We start from the raw sequence: 17,308 nt of genomic DNA on the forward strand, positions 1-17,308 counted from the left end.
TCACCGCAGATTCAGGTGACTGCCGAGCACGTTCGACGCGGCCGCTACCAGCAGCTGCGCGGCTGCCTTCAGTTGGCGGTGCACGACCCGGGAGTGGTGGCTGTCGGTGTGTGGTTGGTGGTGTCCTGCGGCGGCTGTGGTCAGGAACCACCAGGCTGCCCACATGCGGTGCCAGCCCAGGGCCCACTGCGCCGGCGGCAGGCCTCCGCGGTGAGCGTGCGCCTCTGCGTTGCCGCCGGTGGCGACGTAGGCGCCGATCAGGTGGGTTAGCTGGGTGGAATCGGTGGGTGTGCGAGTGCCGAACCATGTGGCCAGGTCGAGTAGGCCGGGGCCGGTAAATGCTTTCGCCCAGTCGACGAGGTGGCATCCGGTGCGGCTGACGTGCAGCGAAGTGGGGTGGAATTCGCCGTGGCACAACCCAAAGGGCTTTCGTTCGGCGCCGTCGGCCCATCGGTCTGCTACGGCAGCCAGCCGCTCCAGCAGCGCCTCGATGTGGCCTGTATGGAGGAATCGTTCTTGCAGGCGTAGGGCAGTGAGCGCGGCGATTGCTTGCTTGGGCAGGGAAGCCAGCGTCTGTTGGTCGAACGTTGGCAGTGTGGGGGTGGGCACGGCGTGGACCCAGCAGGCGGCGGCTGCGGCTTCGGCCGTGGTCGCGGCGCGTATTGGATCGCCGAGGTCGTTCATCAGCATGCCGATCGTCTGCGGGCGCAGCGTATAGCCGTGCAGTGTTGGCACAGCGGCGCCGCGTTCGTTGAGGGTCCGCAGCAGGGTGGCTTCCCCGGTGAATGGCGCCGTGGCGATTTTGCAGATCACACTGCTGCCGTCGGCCAGGAACAGCCGCTCGACCCTTGACAGTTCCCAGTGCTGGATGACCTGCCAGCCGGTCTGTTCCTGTCCTGCGGCGGTGAGCAGGTCGCGGCGGATCTGGTGTGCCAGTGTGGCGTCGAGTCCGGGCTCGCTCATGGCGTACTCGTGGTCTGGAGGCCGGCGGTGGCCCGTTCGAGCAGGGTGAGGGTGGCGTCGAGGCGTGCCGACATTCCGGCTGGCACCCTGGGCTGGGCTGCCTGTTGGAAGGCGCGGAAGTGAGGTAGCAGCCGGCCGCGCGCGGAGGAAGTCGGTGACGTTGCCGCTGGCGTGCGCTCGTTGCAGCAACGACGTGAGCGCGACGATCTTGTCAGCGGCCGAGGCGAGCAGCACGGGCAGGTCATCGACGCGGATGGGCGGATCCGGCTTGTCGAGGGCGTCGTGTTCGGCCTGCAGGGCGGCGATGATCCGCGGGACCTGTGGGCCGTAGGCGGCGGCGAGGACCTGGTAGATGCCTGGCGTGGCGGGGGCGAAGTCTGGGACGTCGTGGAGCAGCGCCGCCGCGATCAGGTCCGGCGCCGGGTTTGGGAGGTGTTCGCCGATGGTGACGGCGACCCGGACGGCGTGGGCCAGTGCGGGGCGGTCGTCGATGGTGTGCCCGGCGCACCATCGCTGGGCGTCGCGGAGTGCGCGGTCGATGAGGGTGGGCCGGGGAGGGGATAAGACGGTCATACCCTGATACCTCCTGGTTGCCGTAGCATCGGCGCCATGTCTGGGCCGCTACCGCAGTGGTGTGAGCAGACGTGTGTCGTGTGTCCCGCCCAGGTGCTCGGTCCGGGCCGGTTCGACGTGGTCGACCGGCCCGGACCTGAGTTCGCCTACAACCCGGATATTGGCTGGCGTGTCACCGGCGACGGTGTTGCTGTATGCGTGCACCCCTACCGGGTCGGGCTTCCACCAGGCCGATACGCCTCGCAGGGGGTTCCGGTTCCCGTGGCGGTGCCACGGCCAGCGCCGACGCCGGCGGCCCTGGAACTGCCTACCGAGCTGGTGGATCTGGAGGGCTGGCTGGTTGCCGTTCTTCGGGACGCACCGGCGGAGGGGATCTTCGCCGCCGTAGCGCGCGCCGAACGGTTGGCCGGCGAACGCTTCGATCCCAGGCAGGTCGTGGCGGCCATGCGGCGGGTGTTGTCGGTGGAGTTGACTAACCGCTGACCCCAACCGGATCGGGCCACTGAGGCTGCGGCTGGTCGAAGTCGAAGTCGTGGCTGCGGCCGTCGCGTCCGATGCCCGCCGACCGGTAGTGGGCGTTGAGCTCGTCGAGCCGCCGCGTCACTTCGGCGGAGTCCAGCCAGTACCGCAACGGCTGGTCCCCCCACCCCGCTGCCGCGTAGTAGGAGTCGGTCAGGCAGCCGCGGGTGTAGGTGAACTCCTCCAGCTCCGTCGCGTGCGGGAACACCACCGCCAGATCGGTCTGCATGCGGGACATGAGGGTGAACTGGGCGAGCACGGCGTGGATCATCTCGTCCACCGGTGCCGGGACGAGTAGCTCGGCCGCCTCCTCGTCGCCGTCGGACAGGTCGAACACCGCTGCCTTGAGCGCCAGTACCCGCAGCGCCTCGGTCAGCAGGGGCGTGGCGTCGCGGTCCAGCGACCAACGGCTGATCGCCGGGTAGCCGGTGAACGTCGCCCAGCAGCTCGAGTACTTCATCGACGAGCTGTGCAGCCGATCGAATGCCGGGTGCTGCCGCATCCGGTCGAGGACCTCGGCCGCGCGACGACCAACCGCGGTGGCCTCGGGCATCTGTGAGCTAGCCATGACGCTTCCCTCCTGAGGGGCCAGTGGGTGTTGAAAGGCAGCACGAGCAGGTTGCCGGCACTGCGCGTACCACCCGCCTTCTACGCGGCGGGTGGTACGCACCTATCACAGCCGTCGATTCCGCTTGTCGGTTAGGGACGTCAACCACTTCCGACAATTCTCCGACAACGCTGGACCTGGGCCAGCTTTCTCCCTGATCTTGCTCATCGAGATCGGCTTTGGTTGCGCCCGATGTCAATGGGTTGTCGGACCCTGGCGGCGTCCCTAGCCGACATCGATGGCGGTCGGCTTGGGTCTCTACGGGCGGTGACCACTCCTGCCGGGACACACGGTGCCTGACTGATTGCGCCCGGCTAAAGGGTCACCGAGCAGCCCGGCCACAACCGCGACCGTTCTCGTTCGCCCCTGTTGAAAGGTTCGCTTCATGCATGACCAGACTGATTTGGCTCGCTACGGCTACCGGCAGGAATTGAGCCGTCTACTACGGTTCCGCGACTTGTTGGCCTACGGGCTGGTGTACATGGTGCCGATCGCGCCGATGGCGATCTTCGGCAGCGTGTACGCCGGCTCCGGTGGGATGGTGGCCTTGGCGTATGCGATCGGTGTGGTGGCGCTGGTGTTCACCGCGTTCTCGTACGCGCAGATGGTGCGGGCGTTCCCCATGTCCGGGAGCGTCTACAACTATGCCGGCCGAGGGATCAGCCCACCGGTGGGCTTCCTCGCCGGTTGGGTGATCCTCCTCGACTACGTCCTGGTTCCAGGGTTGTTGTATCTGGTGGCGTCGGTGGCGATGCACGCGACGGTGCCGTCGGTGCCGGTGTGGCTGTGGCTGGTCGGTTTCGTCGCGGTCAACACGATCGTCAACTCGGTGGGGATCCGGATGACCGCGGTCGTCACGCGGGTCATGCTCATCGGAGAGCTGATCGTTCTGGCGGTCTTCCTGGCCGTCGCCGGCTGGGCCCTGGCCACGGGTCGGGGCCGGTTCAGTTGGGAGGCGTTCTACAACGCCGACACCTTCACCTGGTCGGTTGTCGCCGGGGCGGTGTCGATCGCGGTGCTGTCGTTCCTCGGTTTCGATGGCATCAGCATGCTGGCCGAGGAGACCCGGGGCGGCGCCCGTCAGATCGGCCGGGCCATGGCCGCGGTGCTGGTGTTGGCGGGGGTGTTGTTCATCGCGCAGACGTGGCTGGCCGCGATGCTCCTTCCCGACCCGGGGTCACTGCTCAGCGACGGGGATCCGAACGGCACCGCGTTCTACGACGCCGCCGCGGCGGCTGGTGGGGGTTGGTTGGCGACGCTGTGCGCGGTGGCGACGGCGATCGCGTGGGGGTTGCCGAACTCGATGGTTGCTCAGGTCGCCACCAGCCGGCTGCTGTATGCGATGGCGCGGGACCGGCAGCTGCCGGCGTTTCTGGCGAAGGTGTCGATCCGCCGGAACGTGCCGATCAACGCGACCCTGCTCACCGGGTTTGTGTCTCTCGCCCTGGGCCTGTACATGGCCACCCGCGCGGACGGCATCACTCTGTTGTCGTCGTTGATCAATTTCGGGGCGATGGTCGCGTTCCTGGTCCTGCACGTCTCCGTGATCGTGCATCACCTCATCCGAGGTCGCAGCACCAACGTGTGGGCGCACCTGGTCATGCCGGCGGTCGGCTTCGCGATCCTCACCTGGGTGGTGATCAACGCCAACATCGCCGCGCAGCGCCTCGGCCTGGCGTGGCTCGCCCTCGGCATCCTCGTCCTGGCCGGCCTGTACCTGTCCGGGCGGCGGCCGACGCTGTCCGGGCTGGCGCCTGCGCAGCCGCAGTCGCGGCGGCCGTATGCGGAGCGGGTGTGATCGGCATGGACGGCATCGTGTACTCCCCCGGCCCCGCCGAGATGGCTTACACGTTCGGCGGCCGGATACCGATCGCGCATGTGCGCTCGGGGGACGTGCTGCAGGTCTTCACCGAGGACTGCTTCGGTGGCCTTGTGCGCGGCCCCGGTGATCTGCCGTCGCAGGTGTGCCGCATGCCCTACCTCAACCCCGTATCCGGGCCGTTCTTCATCGACGATGCCGAACCGGGTGACACGCTCGCTGTCCACATCGCCTCGATCGTGCCCGCCCGTACGTGGGGTGTGTCGTCCACGTTCCCGCACTTCGGCGCGCTCACCTCGACCAGCCACACCGCCACGCTCCAGCCACCGCCGCAGGAGCGGGTGTGGGTGTATGGGATCGACAACAGGGCCGGAACAGTGCGCTTCCGGGCGACGGGCAGCGACCACGCAGTGGATCTGCCGCTGGACCCGATGATCGGCACGATCGGCGTCGCACCGGGCGGGTTCCAGGCGCTCTCCACCATCGTCCCCGGCGCTCACGGCGGGAACCTCGACTCCCCCGAGGTGCGCGCCGGCGCCACCGTCTACCTCGGGGTGAACGTGCACGGGGCGATGCTCGCCCTCGGCGACGGCCACGCCCGCCAAGGCGAGGGTGAAGCCTGTGGCGTAGGCGTGGAGATCGCCACCACCACCACGCTGATCGTCGAACTGCTCAAGGGCATGTCCACTCCGTGGCCCAGGGTGGAAACCGACACGTCGATCATGTCGGTCGGCTGCGCCCGACCCCTGGAGGATGCCTATCGCATCGCCCACCACGACCTCGTCGGCTGGACCGGCGCACTCACCGGCCTGGACACACTGGACGCCTACCAGCTGGTGTCGCAGGCAGGGCGGGCGCCGATCGGCAACGTGTGCGACCCGAACTACACCGTCCTCGCCGCCGTCGACAAAACCCTCCTACCCGCCCCGCGCGCCGCGTACGACGGGGTGCACCGCCGGCTGCGACAGCTCGCAGCCGGTGTGCGGTAGGAGCCAGCTGATGACCGCGTCGATCCCCCAACTGCCGCTGCGCGACGAGCTGTTCCTCCTCGGCCACGACGACGACACCGGACAGCCCCACGTGCACCGCCAAACCCTCGCCCTCGGCATGGCCGGCGCGGTCCTGATCGACCTGTTCCTGGCCGGACGGGTCACCCTCGGCTCGAACGAGACGACCCGCCCGGCCCCCGTCGCGCACCTTCGACTGCGCCTCGACCGGCCCGTGGGCGACCTGATCGCCGACACCGCGCTCGCCTCGATCCGCTACGCCCACCCCACCGCCACGGTAAAGCCCTGGCTGCGGGGCTCCGCCGACGACCTCTACGAACGCACCCGCGCCGGCCTACTCGCCGCCGGGATCCTGCACCACCACGCCCGACGCCGCCTCGCTGGCCTCATCCGCGCCGACACCTACCTGCCCACCGACACCAAGTGGACAGTGGTCCCCCGCGCCCGGCTGCGCTACCTCGCCGCCGGACGGGAACCACCCAATGACCACACGGCCGCCCTCGCCGGCCTGGTCGCCGTCCTCGGGCTCACCCCACACCTCTACCTCGACGAGGACACCACCGCACTCACCGCACGCCTGAAGACAGTCGCCGACCAGCACTACCGGCAGGTCCGTGACATCACCGCCGCGGTCGACGCCGCCGTGGGTGACCTCACGACCGCTGCCTACCGCTGAACCTCACCGCCGGCACGCATCCCGGCCACGGCGGCAACGCCCAATCCAAGGAACCCGCCCGCACCTACCGTCACCCGACCCGTACGCCGGAGGCTCCCCGCCATGCAGGACATTCCCCGTATCCGCGCCGCCCGCTGGACAGACAAGGGCCCCGTCGCCGCCCTGATCGCCGACGCCCTCCACCCCAGCACTCTCGCCGAATGGCTCGTCCCCGACCCGCAGCAGCGGCGCCGCATCCTCGCCGACGTCCTCGAAATTTGGGTGGAGCACGCCATGTTCTACGGCGACATCCACATCACCGACGACCTCAGCGCCGCCACCGTCGGCTTCCACCGCTACCGCCCTATCCCACCAGCGGCCAACTACCCGGATCGGCTCACCGACGCCGCCGGCCCACACGCGCACCGCTTCGACACCCTCGACCAAGTCCTCACCGACCAGCGACCCACCGAACCGCACTACCACCTGGCCTTCCTCGCCGTCGCAACTCGCGCTCAGCGCACCAGGCGTAGCAGCGGAATTTTCAACCACCACCGCAGCCGCCTCGACCGCATTGACCTGCCCTCCTGGACCGCGACGACCAGCGAGTCTCAGCACTTGTACACCCGCTACGGGTACATCTCCCGACCGGCGATCACGTTGCCCGACGGCCCGCTGATCTGCCCAATGCGCCGCAACCCCGACCGCCCCGGTACCGCATCGCCGGCTACAAAAGCCCACAGGGCGCTGTCTCACGCACGCGACCCCAACATCTAACCCTCGGCCGCAGGGCGGTCAATCGGATCGCGTCGGTAGTGCCCCGACCGGGACCGCCACCTGCGCCGCTGCCCCCAATCTGCTCCCAATGTAAGCCGCAAACACAGTGAAGACCGTTACCGAACACTTCAGCAACAGGCTTCTGACCTACACATACTTACGATGGACGATGCTGGAATCGAACCAGCGACCTCTTCAGTGTGAAACAGGACGCTGCACCGGCTCTGAGCTGCGAAAGCGGAGACCCGAAGGTCATGGCGGGTGCACTTGAGTACTGTTCAGTGCCGTTGGGCGCTGTTCAACGCCGTTCAGTGCACCCGGTCGCTCCCAAACTGCTCCCCGGTCTCGGGCCGCGACGCCGGCGGCAGCTGATCGGTTGGCGTCTCTTGTCGCGCAGGCCCGCGCCCATGTCGGGTGGGGTTCCGTGGTGCCGGATCCGCTGCTGCAACCGACGCGCTGCCTAGGGTCATCGGATCCCCCATGCTCCCGATCCGCTCCCCGGCACCCGTCAACCGGCTCACCGAGGGCATGTACGTCTCGACAGCTGATCTGACATCTGTTGGGCAGGCCTACGCCCGTGTGGCCGCCGGTGTGCGCCGCTGGGCCCTCGTGGGAACGCCGCTGGCCGCGGGGCAGTCGCTCACGATCGGCCCGCGCACCATCGTGGTGATGCAGTCCACCTGACGCGACCCGCCGCATTGTTCTGGCGGCTCGGCGCACGGGGCCGGCCCGGCTGGAGTCCAGGCCGGCCCCGTGCGGTGGGGTGCATGTGCGTTACGGCGCGGGGACGCCGTCGAGGATGCCCACCGCGTCGGTGCCCGGGGTGACGACGAGCTTGTGGGTGAGGGTGTACGAGCCACCCGCCGGCACGTCGACGTTGAACCGACTCATCACCCAGTTGCCCGCGGCGTAGACGTCGAAGGCGCTGGCCGGCGTACCGTAGACGAGACCGAAGACCTGCGGGTCGGTCCCGGTCATGCCGATGTACGGCTTGGTCGGGGCGTACGCCGCCGTCGCACCCGGCGTCACGATGCCGGCGCCCGGGATGACACTGGCCTGGCCGGCCGCGTCGTGGTCCATCGCGTCACCGGTCCACACGTTGAGTGGAGCCGAGCCGGAGTTGCTCAGCTCCGTCGAGACCGTGGCGAAGTTGTCGCCCGGCTTCAACGTGTACGTCGTCGTCGCCGTCAGACCAGTGAAGCCCTTGACCGGCCCGGACACCCGGACGACGGCCTTGTCGCCGGTCGCCTGGACGATCTGGACGTCGGTCGCCGCCACCGACCGGTTGTCCCACGCGCTATCGCCGGTCGGCTGGGTCGCCGAGACATAGGGCAGGTTGATCCAGTCGAACTGGTCGGCCATACCGCGGACGGCGATGTCGACCGGCTTGCCGCGGGTGCCACCGGAGAGCTGCGAGTCGTTGTAGGCATCGGCGATCGCCATCGAGAGCTTGTCGTTCTCGAGCATGACGTCGCCGTAGCCCGCCTCGACCAGACCCGAGCCGATCTGCTTGCCGTAGCTCGCCTCGACCGTGACCGGGCTCAGCGCGACGTCGGCGACGCCGCTGCCCACCGCCGGCACGGTGACCGTGCCGGTGGCCGTCTGGTAGCCCAGCTTGGACACCCGGACGTCGTACTGACCGGTCGGGGCCTTGACGAGGTACTTGCCCTGGGCGTCGGTGCTCGTGGTCGCGACCACCGTGCCGGCCTGCTCGAGGGCGACCCGGGCACCGGAGACGGCGGCGCCGCCTGCGGTGATCGTGCCGGCCGCGCGAGCGGCGTCCGGGACGGCCGCGTCGTGCAGGTCGATCTCGTCGGCCCACTTCGCGACGTTGCGGGTGGGGTCGCCACCGGCGGTCGCGTAGTCGGTCAGGTGGTAGAAGCTGAACTGCTTGGTCGCACCGGGCGCCATCGTGGCGTCGTAGTAGAGACCCTCGACGTAGCCGTACGCGCCGACCGCGGTCGGCATGTCCAGTGCCCACGCGAGACCGTGGGCGGCCTGGCCGTTCGTGGTGGCCGCGTCAGCACCGACGTAGACGTAGTTCCCGGTCCAGCCCGAGGTCTTCAGACCCGGGTTGATGCCGCTGAACCCGGGGATCCGGCCGTTGTCGAGCGAGCTGTCGGGGTCGATCATGTAGTTGAAGTAGCCCTGGTAGCCCGTCGTGCCGGTGTTGGTCAGCTTGACCGTCATCTTCACGATCGGAGCGTCGGGCAGGGTCTGGTAGCGGACCTGCGCCTTGATGGCCGGGTTCGCCCGGTACTGACCGTTGCCGACCACGGCAGCGCCGTCGACCGCGAGGTCGGGCAGGTCGAGCTGGTCGTTCGGCCGGTCCCACGAATCGGGCGGCGTGAGGCTCGGACGCAGCAGCATCTCGCCCCAGTCGAGGGTTTCGGCGCCGTTGGCGTCGTTGAGCATGAGGTCCGACAGCGCGCCCTGGCCCAGACCGCCGACGCCGTTGTTGCCGGCGGCGTACGGCGTCACGGACGCCCGGATCTTGTCGTTGGCCAGGTAGTAGTACTCCTTGCCCGTGACGACGTCCGTACGCGTGCTGCCGTTGCCGTAGTCCGGCGCGTACGTCGACTTGCCGGCGACCGGGTGGGTCACCTTGAGCAGCTTGAGGTCGGCCGTCGCGTTGCCGGTGGTGCCGACCGTGACGCTGGCCGCCGAGCGTTCGTCGGCGATCAGGCCGCGCTTGGCCGCCGTGACGGTCCAGGTCGACCCCGGCAGGCCGATCCGGTAGTGGCCCTGGGCGTCGGTGCTGGTCACCGCGGTGTCCTGGCCGGCGGCGATGGCGGTGACCTTCGCGCCGGCGATCGGAGCGCCCGTCTGCGGGTCGCTGACCGTGCCGGTCACGGTCGCCCAGCGCTGCGCGGACTCGCCGCCCGGCACGTAGGCGTAGAGGTTGCCGTCCCAGGCGCCCGTCACGACGGTGTTGCCGCTGACGGCCGGGCCGGCGCCCACCCAGGTGCCGACCTCGTGGCTCCACAGGAGCTGGCCGGTGTCGGTGGCCAGGGCGTAGAACTTGCCGTTGTTGGCGCCGACGAAGAGCGTGTCGCCGGCCACGACCGGGCTGGACATGACGCCACCGTGGTAGACGTCGCCGGGCAGCACCCGCTCCCAGAAGACGTTGCCGGTCTGGGCGTCGAGGGCGACGACGGCGCCGCTCGGGAAGCCCATGTAGACGACGCCGTCCTTGACGGCCGCGGCGCTCGGGGTCGAGCCGCTCGAGACGAGCGAGGAGCGCGAGCTCCGGTAGGTCCACAGCGTTGCGCCGGTCTTGGCGTCACGGGCGGCGATGCCGTTGTTGGCGCCGATGAAGACCTTGCCCTCGGCCGCGGTCGGTACGCCGTCCTGCCAGCTGCCGAGCGACTCGGCACCGGTCCACTTGCGGGCGCCCGTGGCCAGGTCGTAGGCGAGCACGCGGTCGGCGGTCTGGTTGCCGATGTATACGGTGCCGTTCATGACGGCCGGGGTGCCGTCGCTCATCTGGTTGCCGGACATCGGCGAGGCCCAGATCTGCTCACCGGTCTTGGTGTCGAGCGCCTTCAGGACGCCCTGGCTGCCAATGCCAAAACGGGTCTGGTAGGGCCAGAGCACGGTGTGGCCGGAGACGGCCGGCGAGTAGTAGCCGTAGGCGCGCTGGTTGTTCGGGGCCGGCGCCTGCTCGGGCACGGCCTTCCAGCGCAGCTCGCCGGTCACCGCGTCCACGGCGTAGAGCTCCGAGCCGAGGGTCGGCGCGAAGATCAGGCCGTCGCCGTAGGCAAGGCTGCCGTGGATCGACTGCGGCACCTCGAGGTTCCACAGCTCCTTGCCGTTCTTGAGCTGGACGGCGTGGATCCGGCTGTTGCCGTCGCCGTTCTCGTCGCGGGTGCCCGCGTAGACGACACCGTCGTGGATGACCGGCGACCCGGTGAGGAAGCTGCCGTCGGTGCGGAAGCTCCAGGCCAGGCGGCGGCCGGCCTCCTGCGCCGGCGCGACACCGGAGTGGGCCTCGTTGCCGTGGTGCTGGTCCCAGTCACCGCTGGCGACCGGCTCGAGCGCCGGCTCGTCGGTGAGGGTGAAGTCCGCCGACTTGGTCCAGGTCTTGCCCGCCGCGTCTACCACCTTCACGTCGATGCTGTGCTCACCGACCGTCTGCAGGCTGTCGGGCAGGTTGCTCTGCCAGGTGAACTCGCCGCTGTGGTGCAGCGGCATCCAGTTCTTGTCGCCGGCGATCCGGTAGCGCGCCGAGACGACCTCGTCGCCGGTGTCGTAGGCGTTGATCTGGATGCCCGGAAACTTCGCGGCTGGCACCTTCGAGCCGGGCGCGGGGCTGACGATGGTGAGGTGCTCGTTCTCGCCGTACATCCGGAACGGGTTGTCGAAGCCCGGACCTGCCATGTGGATGTAGCGGAAGCCGCGGGGCGCGTTGTCGATCGTGTAGGAGCTCGACACGGTCTGGATGTGCTTGGCGGTCGAGGCGAACGCCGAATGGTTCTCGACGTGGTTGGAGTGCTCGTGGCCGACCAGGATCAGCTGCGCCTTGTAGTGCTCGAGCACGTCACCGAAGGCGTCGTACGTCGACGGCGAGCCGAACGGGACGTTCATCGGCTGGTGGGTGAGGACGACGACCTCGATGTCGTTGGTCGGGTCGTCGTCGAGCGGAACGCTCGCGGCGAGGTCGTCCTTGAGCCAGTCCAGCTCCTCGTCGAACGGCGCCGAGCCGTTGTTCTCGAGCACCACGAAGTGCCGGTTGCCGTAGTTGAACGAGTACCACTCCGGACCGACGTTCTTGCGATAGTTGTCGATCTTGTCCGCGTACGCCGAGCCGCTCGCGTACTCGTGGTTGCCGACGGCCGGCCACACGCCAACGGCCGACTGCTGGGTGCCGCGACGATACGTGTCGAACTGCCCCTGGCTGGCGTCGTTGGTGAGGTCACCGCTGACCGCGATGAAGCGCAGGTCGGTGCCCGTGGAGTTAATCTCGCGGATCTGGTCGGGCAGCTGTGCGTTGACGTGCGGGTCGGCGACGTTGGCCCAGGAGAAGGTGTCGCCGTCGGAGAGGCCGTCACGGACGAGCGCGAAGTCCGCGGTCGGCGTGGCGTCGTCGGCGAGCTGGCCGAGGTTGGCCCAGAACCTCGGCTCCTTGTACTGGTCCAGGCCGAACCGGTAGCCCCGCGGCTGGCCGGCCCACACGATGTCCGTCTTGCGACGGTCGGTAGAGATCGTCAGCGAGTAGGAGCCGTCGGCGGCGGTCGTGGTGGCGACCACGCCGTCGGAGACGCGGACGCCGGCCAGACCGGCCTCGCCGTCGTTCCGAACGCCGTCGCCGTTGGCGTCGACGTACACGACGCCACTGACGGTGGCCTCCGGCGGGTCGATAGCGTACGCCGCGTACGACGCAAGCGGGCCCGCCACGACGCTGGCGGCGAGCCCCAGCGTAGTGGTGTACAGGACGACGCGCAGGCGCGCGCGTGTCCAGGTGAACGCGGACATCGGGATCCTTCGGGATGGGGGGCGGGAGATGAGTGTCAGGTCAGGAGCGGCGAACGTTCGACGAACCAGACCAGACCGGCACCAGCGACGGCGACGGTCGCCGCGACGGTGCCGAGCGTGAGAGCGCGAGCGGCGACCGGCTTGGTCACGGCCCTGCGCAGGAACAGCAGCGCCGGGAAGGAGAGCGCGATGATCGCCAACTGAACGAGTTCGATGCCGACGTTGAAGGAGACCAGGTCGGCCAGCGTCGAGGCCGACAGCGGCCCGTCGACGCTGAGCGCGCCCGCGAAGCCGAGCCCGTGCAGCAGCCCGAAGCCGAAGACCACGGGCAGCCGGTGGCTCGTCCTCGGCGAGAGCAGATTGTCGACCGCGACGAACGCAATCGACAGCGCGATGAGCGGCTCGACGATCCACCCGGGCACGCTGACCCAGCCGACCGCGGCCAGCACCAGGGTCACCGAGTGCGCGACCGTGAACGCCGTGGCGACCTCGACGACGTCGCGCAGCCGCTTCGCGCCCAGCAACAGCGCCAGCAGGAACAACACGTGGTCGAGCCCGAAGAGCAGGTGCTCCGCCCCGAGCCGGACGAACCGCGGGATGTCGCTGAGCAGAGCGGTGTGCCCCACCGTGACGCTGGCGCGGGCGGAGTCGAGCAACGTCGAACCGCGGCGACCGTCGATGTCGTAGGCCACCATAGTGGTGGTGTCGTCGACAACGCCGTCGGAGACGCGGAAGATGTCGCTGCGGACGGTGAGCGCCCCGGACGCCGCGCAGCCGTAGGCGAGCGCGACCTGCACCGCGCCGGAGTCGGCGAGTTCGACGCGGGCGTCGTCCTCAGCGGTGCACCCGATCGAGCCGCGGCTCAGCCGCAGCCGCTCGCCGACGTACGCCGCCACGTCGCTCGCGTGCGCCTCCAACGACCTGCGCCGCACCTCGATCGGCACCTCGGCGGCCGCGCCGTCCACGCCGACCGCGTCCGGGCTCAGGACACCGTCGAGACTCAACAGCCGGGCGAGGACGTCGTACTCCACATCGACGACAGCCACGACGCCGCTGCCCTGGCTTCGCAGGTCGACCGCGACCGAGGTCGCACGGACGTGCGCCTGCGCGGGAGCGGCGACGACAAGCATGGCAACAAGGGCAGCGAGGAACGGCAGTAGACGCACAGGCAAGCACTTTGCAGTGCTCACTCCACACCCGGCAACTCACGACGGCCCAATTCACCGAAGCTTCCGCTGCCGGTCACCACCGGCCGAAAGCCGGGCTTCTAAGCGCCGAAAGCCGGGCTTTGGGGCCCGGCTACGAGGCCCGCGTACGAAGCCGGGTGAGCCCGGCGGCGATCCCGACGCCCGACATCTAGTGTGCTGAGTCGTTGGAAGCTTTATTGATTCGGGTGCAGTAGTTGGCGAGGTTGTCGAGGATCTGGTCGGCGGTTTTGGTCCAGACAAAGGGTTTCGGGTTGTCGTTCCATGCCGCGATCCAGGCGTTGACGTCGTCTTCGAGGGCTTTGACGCTGCGGTGCGTGGAGCGGCGCAGCTTGCGGTTGGTCAGTTCAGCGAACCAGCGTTCGACCAGGTTGAGCCAGCTCCCGGAGGTTGGTGTGAAGTGCAGGTGGAAGCGGGGATGTGCAGCCAGCCAGGCGCGGATCGCCGGGGTCTTGTGCGTGGCGTAGTTGTCGCAGATCAGGTGCAGGTCTAACTCGGGCGGCGTGCTGGCGTCGATGGTCTTGAGGAAGCGCAGGAACTCCTGATGGCGGTGCCGACGCTGGTACTGGCCGATCACCTTGCCGGTGGCGATGTCCAGCGTGGCGAACAGGCTCGTGGTGCCGTGCCGCACGTAGTCGTGGGTGCGGCGCTCAGGCACGCCCGGCAGCATCGGCGCCGTGCGATCGAGGGCCTGCATCTGGGACTTCTCGTCGACGGCGAGGACCATCGCCTTGTCCGGCGGATCGAGGTACAACCCGACCACGTCACGGACCTTGTCGATGAACAACGGATCGGTGGACAGCTTCCAGGTGTCCACCCGGTGCGGCTTGAGCCCGAACGCCCGCCAGATCCGCGACACGGCCGTCTGGTTGAGCCCGGCCGCCTCCGCCATCGACCGGGTCGACCAGTGGCTATCCCGGTTGGACGGCGCCTCTTCGAGGGTCTTGACGATGACCGCCTCGACCTGCGCGTCGGTAATCTTCCGCGGTGCGCCAGGACGAGGCTCGTCCTGCAGCCCTGCCAGTCGCTGCGCGATGAACCGCTTGCGCCACTTACCGACCGTCGGCAGCGACGCCCCGAGCTGCCGTGAGACCTCGCTGTTGGACAGGCCATCCGCGCACGCCAATACGATCCGCGCCCGTAACGCCAACGCCTGCGCCGTCTTTCCACGACGAGCCCAGCCCTGCAACACGTCCCGCTCCTCGGCGGTCAACGCCAGCAACACCAACTTCGGACCACGACCATCACCCACGCCATCAATCTAGCAATGAATCAACGACTCAGGACACTAGACGAGTAAGTCCTAACTCTGATCAGTGGTCGTAGGCGATCAAGGACCTGGTCGCGGATTGTCTGGTGGTCCGGTTGTGCCAGATGGAGGCGGTCATGGTCAGGTGGCGTTGCGCGACGCGGGCGGCGACGCCTTCGATGCTGCGGCCGCTATGTGTATCCGCAGGTGACTGCGGCCACCAAAATTCCCCATGGACGGCCAGTTGCGGTGTGGCTGTGAGTGATCGCTCTTCGCTCGGTAGCTTCGCCGCGGCGCGTGACGAGCAAGCCGGAACGGCGCTGACGGCTGGTGGGTCAGTGGCGTCCCGCTCGGGTCAGGGCGTCCTGGGCCTGGGTGGCCATGGCGGTGACCAGGTCCTCCGCCGAGGGCAGGTCGGTGATGAGGTCGACGGCCTCGCCCGCCCAGACCGGCAGCGGGGGCACCGCGCCGCGTGCCACGTCGTCCTGGTACGCCTGACGGGCTTGGGGATCGGCGGCGAGCTCGGCCTCCCGGCCGCGCCAGCGGTCGAGGTAGGGATGGCCGAGGGTGCGGGCGGGGTACTTCGACGGCCATCGGGATCCGCGCGCGATGTCCAGCACGGTGCTGCGCTCGGTGTCCTGCCCCCGCCCCTCGAGGATCGCCTTGGTGATCGAGGGATCGACCAGGGCCTCAGTGCTGGCCTGGAAGCGGGTGCCGATGAGCGCTCCGGCCGCGCCCAGCACGAGAGCCGCCGCCACACCACGTCCATCGGCGATCCCGCCCGCTGCCAGCACCGGCACCGGAGCTACGAGATCCACCACCGCGGGCACGAACGGCAAAGTGGACCGCCCGCGCACGGCTCCGTGCCCACCGCTCTCGGTTCCCTGAGCCACGATCACATCGGCGCCCAGGTCCACGGCCCGCTTGGCCTCCTCCAGATCTGTGACCTGGAGGATCAACAGAGCCCCTGCCCGGCGGACATGCTCCGCGTATGGGCTCGGATCGCCGAAGGACAGCATCACGGCGCTGGGGCCGTAGCTCAGCGCCAGCTCCACCGCGTCGAGATCGATCCCCCAGGTCAGGAATCCGACACCCCACGGCCCTTCAGTACCCGCGACGATCGGCACCTCACGTGCCAGCCACTCCGGGTCCCCGTACGCGCCGCCCAGAATCCCGAACCCACCACCGCGGGAGACAGCTGCGGCCAGCGCGCCACCGGCCGACCCACCCATCGGCGCCAGCGCGATCGGGTACCGCACGCCGAGCATCTCCGTGAACGCCGTCGACAACGCCATGCCCAAATCATGCCGCCTCGTCCGACGGGCAGAACCACAAGGCAGCAACCCACCTCCGCGGACCGCACCCGCCACGCCTAACGATCAGCTCGTCACAGGCTCGGGACTGCCCCCGGTTCGGTTGACTCCTGACCTGTGAGGATGCGTTCCTCGCTGGAAGGATGCCTGTCATACCGAAGGCGTTCCCGCCGGAGTTCCGTCGTGACGTGGTCGCGGTCGCCCGCAAGGGTGAGGCGCCGATCGCGCAGATCGCGAAGGACTTCGGGATTTCCGAGTCGTGTCTGCACCGCTGGCTCAAGCTTGCCGACATCGACGACGGGGTCCGTCCCGGCACGACCAGCAGCGAGTCCGCTGAGCTGCGGGAGTTGCGTAAAACGCAACAGGCTGCTGGAACAAGAAAACGAGATCCTGCGCCGGGCGGCGGCGTTCTTCGCCAAGGAGATCGCCCCAAAATGATGTACCCGCTGGTCGGTGACCTGGCTGCCGGACGGGATTCCCGTCGCGGTGACCTGCCGGGTGCTGGGTTTCAGCAAGCAGGCCTACTACGCGTGGTGCGCCGAGCCGGTCTCGCAGCGGGACTTCGACGACGCGCACCTGATCAACGCCGCCCTGGACATTCACCACGACGACCCGGCGTTCGGGTACCGGTTCATCGCCGACGAACTGCCCACCCACGGATCACCGCTAGCCCGAACAGGGTGGCCAGGCTCTGCTCACAGCAGCGCATCTGGTCCGTGTTCGGCAAACGCAGGGGCCTCACGAGGCGGGTGGGCCCGCCGGTGCACGGCGACCTGGTGCAACGCCAGTTCACCGCCGACGCACCCAACCAGGTGTGGCTGACCGACATCACCGAACACGCCACCGCCGAGGGCAAGCTGTACCTGTGCGCGATCAAGGACATGTACTCCGGCCGGATCGTCGGCTACTCGATCGACTCTCGGATTAAGGTGTCACTAGCCGTCACCGCGCTGCGTAACGCGGCCCGGCTGCGCGGCCCGGCCGGCACGATCGTGCACTCGGATAGGGGCAGCCAATTCCGGTCTCGAAAGTTCGTCAAGGCGTTGCACCGCAACGGATCGGTCGGCTCTATGGGCCGGGTCGGCGCCTTCGGCGAGCCCCGTAAACGGGAAAATCCACTCAGGGCGGGCCGCGGTGATCACCTGC

At 68.8% G+C, this 17,308-nt stretch carries 12 protein-coding genes and 1 pseudogene; 7 read left to right on the forward strand and 6 right to left on the reverse strand.

What is annotated here, in order from left to right; genetic code table 11:
* Complete coding sequence (locus tag ACFY29_RS25865; protein WP_386990301.1) at positions 1-1,536, reverse strand: hypothetical protein; 1,536 nt, start codon at positions 1,534-1,536, stop codon at positions 1-3.
* Between the two features lie 36 nt (positions 1,537-1,572).
* Here ACFY29_RS25865 and ACFY29_RS25870 point away from each other — a divergent pair, with 36 nt between their 5' ends.
* Positions 1,573-2,019 (forward strand): hypothetical protein, encoded by a 447-nt coding sequence (locus ACFY29_RS25870; RefSeq protein ID WP_386990303.1) that lies wholly within the window; start codon positions 1,573-1,575, stop codon positions 2,017-2,019.
* Here the strand turns inward: ACFY29_RS25870 and ACFY29_RS25875 are convergent.
* Positions 2,009-2,623: a hypothetical protein gene (locus ACFY29_RS25875; protein ID WP_386990305.1), complete on the reverse strand. Its 615-nt coding sequence runs from the start codon at positions 2,621-2,623 to the stop codon at positions 2,009-2,011. The two genes, ACFY29_RS25870 and ACFY29_RS25875, sit on opposite strands and share 11 nt — an antisense overlap.
* Positions 2,624-3,047: 424 nt before the next feature.
* On the opposite strand from ACFY29_RS25875, the gene ACFY29_RS25880 reads away from it, so the two are divergent.
* From ACFY29_RS25880 to ACFY29_RS25900, 5 genes are all read left to right on the forward strand, one after another.
* Complete coding sequence (locus ACFY29_RS25880; RefSeq protein ID WP_386990307.1) at positions 3,048-4,460, forward strand: APC family permease; 1,413 nt, start codon at positions 3,048-3,050, stop codon at positions 4,458-4,460.
* A 5-nt stretch (positions 4,461-4,465) separates the two neighbouring features.
* Positions 4,466-5,470, forward strand: a complete 1,005-nt coding sequence (locus tag ACFY29_RS25885; RefSeq protein WP_386990309.1) for an acetamidase/formamidase family protein — start codon at positions 4,466-4,468, stop codon at positions 5,468-5,470.
* A 10-nt stretch (positions 5,471-5,480) separates the two neighbouring features.
* On the forward strand, positions 5,481-6,164 hold the full coding sequence (locus tag ACFY29_RS25890; RefSeq protein ID WP_386990311.1) for a GPP34 family phosphoprotein: 684 nt from the start codon (positions 5,481-5,483) through the stop codon (positions 6,162-6,164).
* 102 nt (positions 6,165-6,266) lie between these two features.
* Positions 6,267-6,920 (forward strand): N-acetyltransferase, encoded by a 654-nt coding sequence (locus tag ACFY29_RS25895; protein WP_386990312.1) that lies wholly within the window; start codon positions 6,267-6,269, stop codon positions 6,918-6,920.
* A 480-nt stretch (positions 6,921-7,400) separates the two neighbouring features.
* The gene (locus ACFY29_RS25900) at positions 7,401-7,604 is read left to right on the forward strand and encodes a hypothetical protein (protein WP_328414966.1); all 204 of its coding nucleotides are present in this window, start codon (positions 7,401-7,403) and stop codon (positions 7,602-7,604) included.
* A gap of 90 nt (positions 7,605-7,694) precedes the next feature.
* Here the strand turns inward: ACFY29_RS25900 and ACFY29_RS25905 are convergent, their stop codons facing one another.
* The 4 genes from ACFY29_RS25905 to ACFY29_RS25920 all read right to left on the reverse strand — a co-directional run bounded on the left by ACFY29_RS25905 (position 7,695) and on the right by ACFY29_RS25920 (position 16,144).
* Positions 7,695-12,395 (reverse strand): PQQ-binding-like beta-propeller repeat protein, encoded by a 4,701-nt coding sequence (locus ACFY29_RS25905; RefSeq protein ID WP_386990314.1) that lies wholly within the window; start codon positions 12,393-12,395, stop codon positions 7,695-7,697.
* Positions 12,396-12,430: 35 nt separating this feature from the next.
* Positions 12,431-13,525, reverse strand: coding sequence for a HupE/UreJ family protein (locus tag ACFY29_RS25910; protein ID WP_386990315.1), 1,095 nt, complete (start codon positions 13,523-13,525; stop codon positions 12,431-12,433).
* A 226-nt stretch (positions 13,526-13,751) separates the two neighbouring features.
* The gene (locus ACFY29_RS25915; protein WP_386990317.1) at positions 13,752-14,852 is read right to left on the reverse strand and encodes an IS630 family transposase; all 1,101 of its coding nucleotides are present in this window, start codon (positions 14,850-14,852) and stop codon (positions 13,752-13,754) included.
* Between the two features lie 332 nt (positions 14,853-15,184).
* Positions 15,185-16,144: a nitronate monooxygenase gene (locus ACFY29_RS25920; RefSeq protein ID WP_328414896.1), complete on the reverse strand. Its 960-nt coding sequence runs from the start codon at positions 16,142-16,144 to the stop codon at positions 15,185-15,187.
* Between the two features lie 170 nt (positions 16,145-16,314).
* On the opposite strand from ACFY29_RS25920, the pseudogene ACFY29_RS25925 reads away from it, so the two are divergent.
* A pseudogene (locus ACFY29_RS25925) lies at positions 16,315-17,277 on the forward strand (IS3 family transposase); the annotation flags it as partial.
* Positions 17,278-17,308 lie beyond the last annotated feature (31 nt).

This window comes from Micromonospora sp. NPDC000668, from assembly GCF_042897975.1.
Taxonomy (GTDB): domain Bacteria; phylum Actinomycetota; class Actinomycetes; order Mycobacteriales; family Micromonosporaceae; genus Micromonospora.

What these genes read in the sequence shown, in the direction of transcription:
- ACFY29_RS25865 (WP_386990301.1), bottom strand. Translation starts at nt 1,536, where the DNA reads ATGACCGTCTTATCCCCTCCCCGGCCCACCCTCATCGACCGCGCACTC.
- ACFY29_RS25870 (WP_386990303.1), top strand. Translation starts at nt 1,573, where the DNA reads ATGTCTGGGCCGCTACCGCAGTGGTGTGAGCAGACGTGTGTCGTGTGT.
- ACFY29_RS25875 (WP_386990305.1), bottom strand. Translation starts at nt 2,623, where the DNA reads ATGGCTAGCTCACAGATGCCCGAGGCCACCGCGGTTGGTCGTCGCGCG.
- ACFY29_RS25880 (WP_386990307.1), top strand. Translation starts at nt 3,048, where the DNA reads ATGCATGACCAGACTGATTTGGCTCGCTACGGCTACCGGCAGGAATTG.
- ACFY29_RS25885 (WP_386990309.1), top strand. Translation starts at nt 4,466, where the DNA reads ATGGACGGCATCGTGTACTCCCCCGGCCCCGCCGAGATGGCTTACACG.
- ACFY29_RS25890 (WP_386990311.1), top strand. Translation starts at nt 5,481, where the DNA reads ATGACCGCGTCGATCCCCCAACTGCCGCTGCGCGACGAGCTGTTCCTC.
- ACFY29_RS25895 (WP_386990312.1), top strand. Translation starts at nt 6,267, where the DNA reads ATGCAGGACATTCCCCGTATCCGCGCCGCCCGCTGGACAGACAAGGGC.
- ACFY29_RS25900 (WP_328414966.1), top strand. Translation starts at nt 7,401, where the DNA reads ATGCTCCCGATCCGCTCCCCGGCACCCGTCAACCGGCTCACCGAGGGC.
- ACFY29_RS25905 (WP_386990314.1), bottom strand. Translation starts at nt 12,395, where the DNA reads ATGTCCGCGTTCACCTGGACACGCGCGCGCCTGCGCGTCGTCCTGTAC.
- ACFY29_RS25910 (WP_386990315.1), bottom strand. Translation starts at nt 13,525, where the DNA reads ATGCTTGTCGTCGCCGCTCCCGCGCAGGCGCACGTCCGTGCGACCTCG.
- ACFY29_RS25920 (WP_328414896.1), bottom strand. Translation starts at nt 16,144, where the DNA reads ATGGCGTTGTCGACGGCGTTCACGGAGATGCTCGGCGTGCGGTACCCG.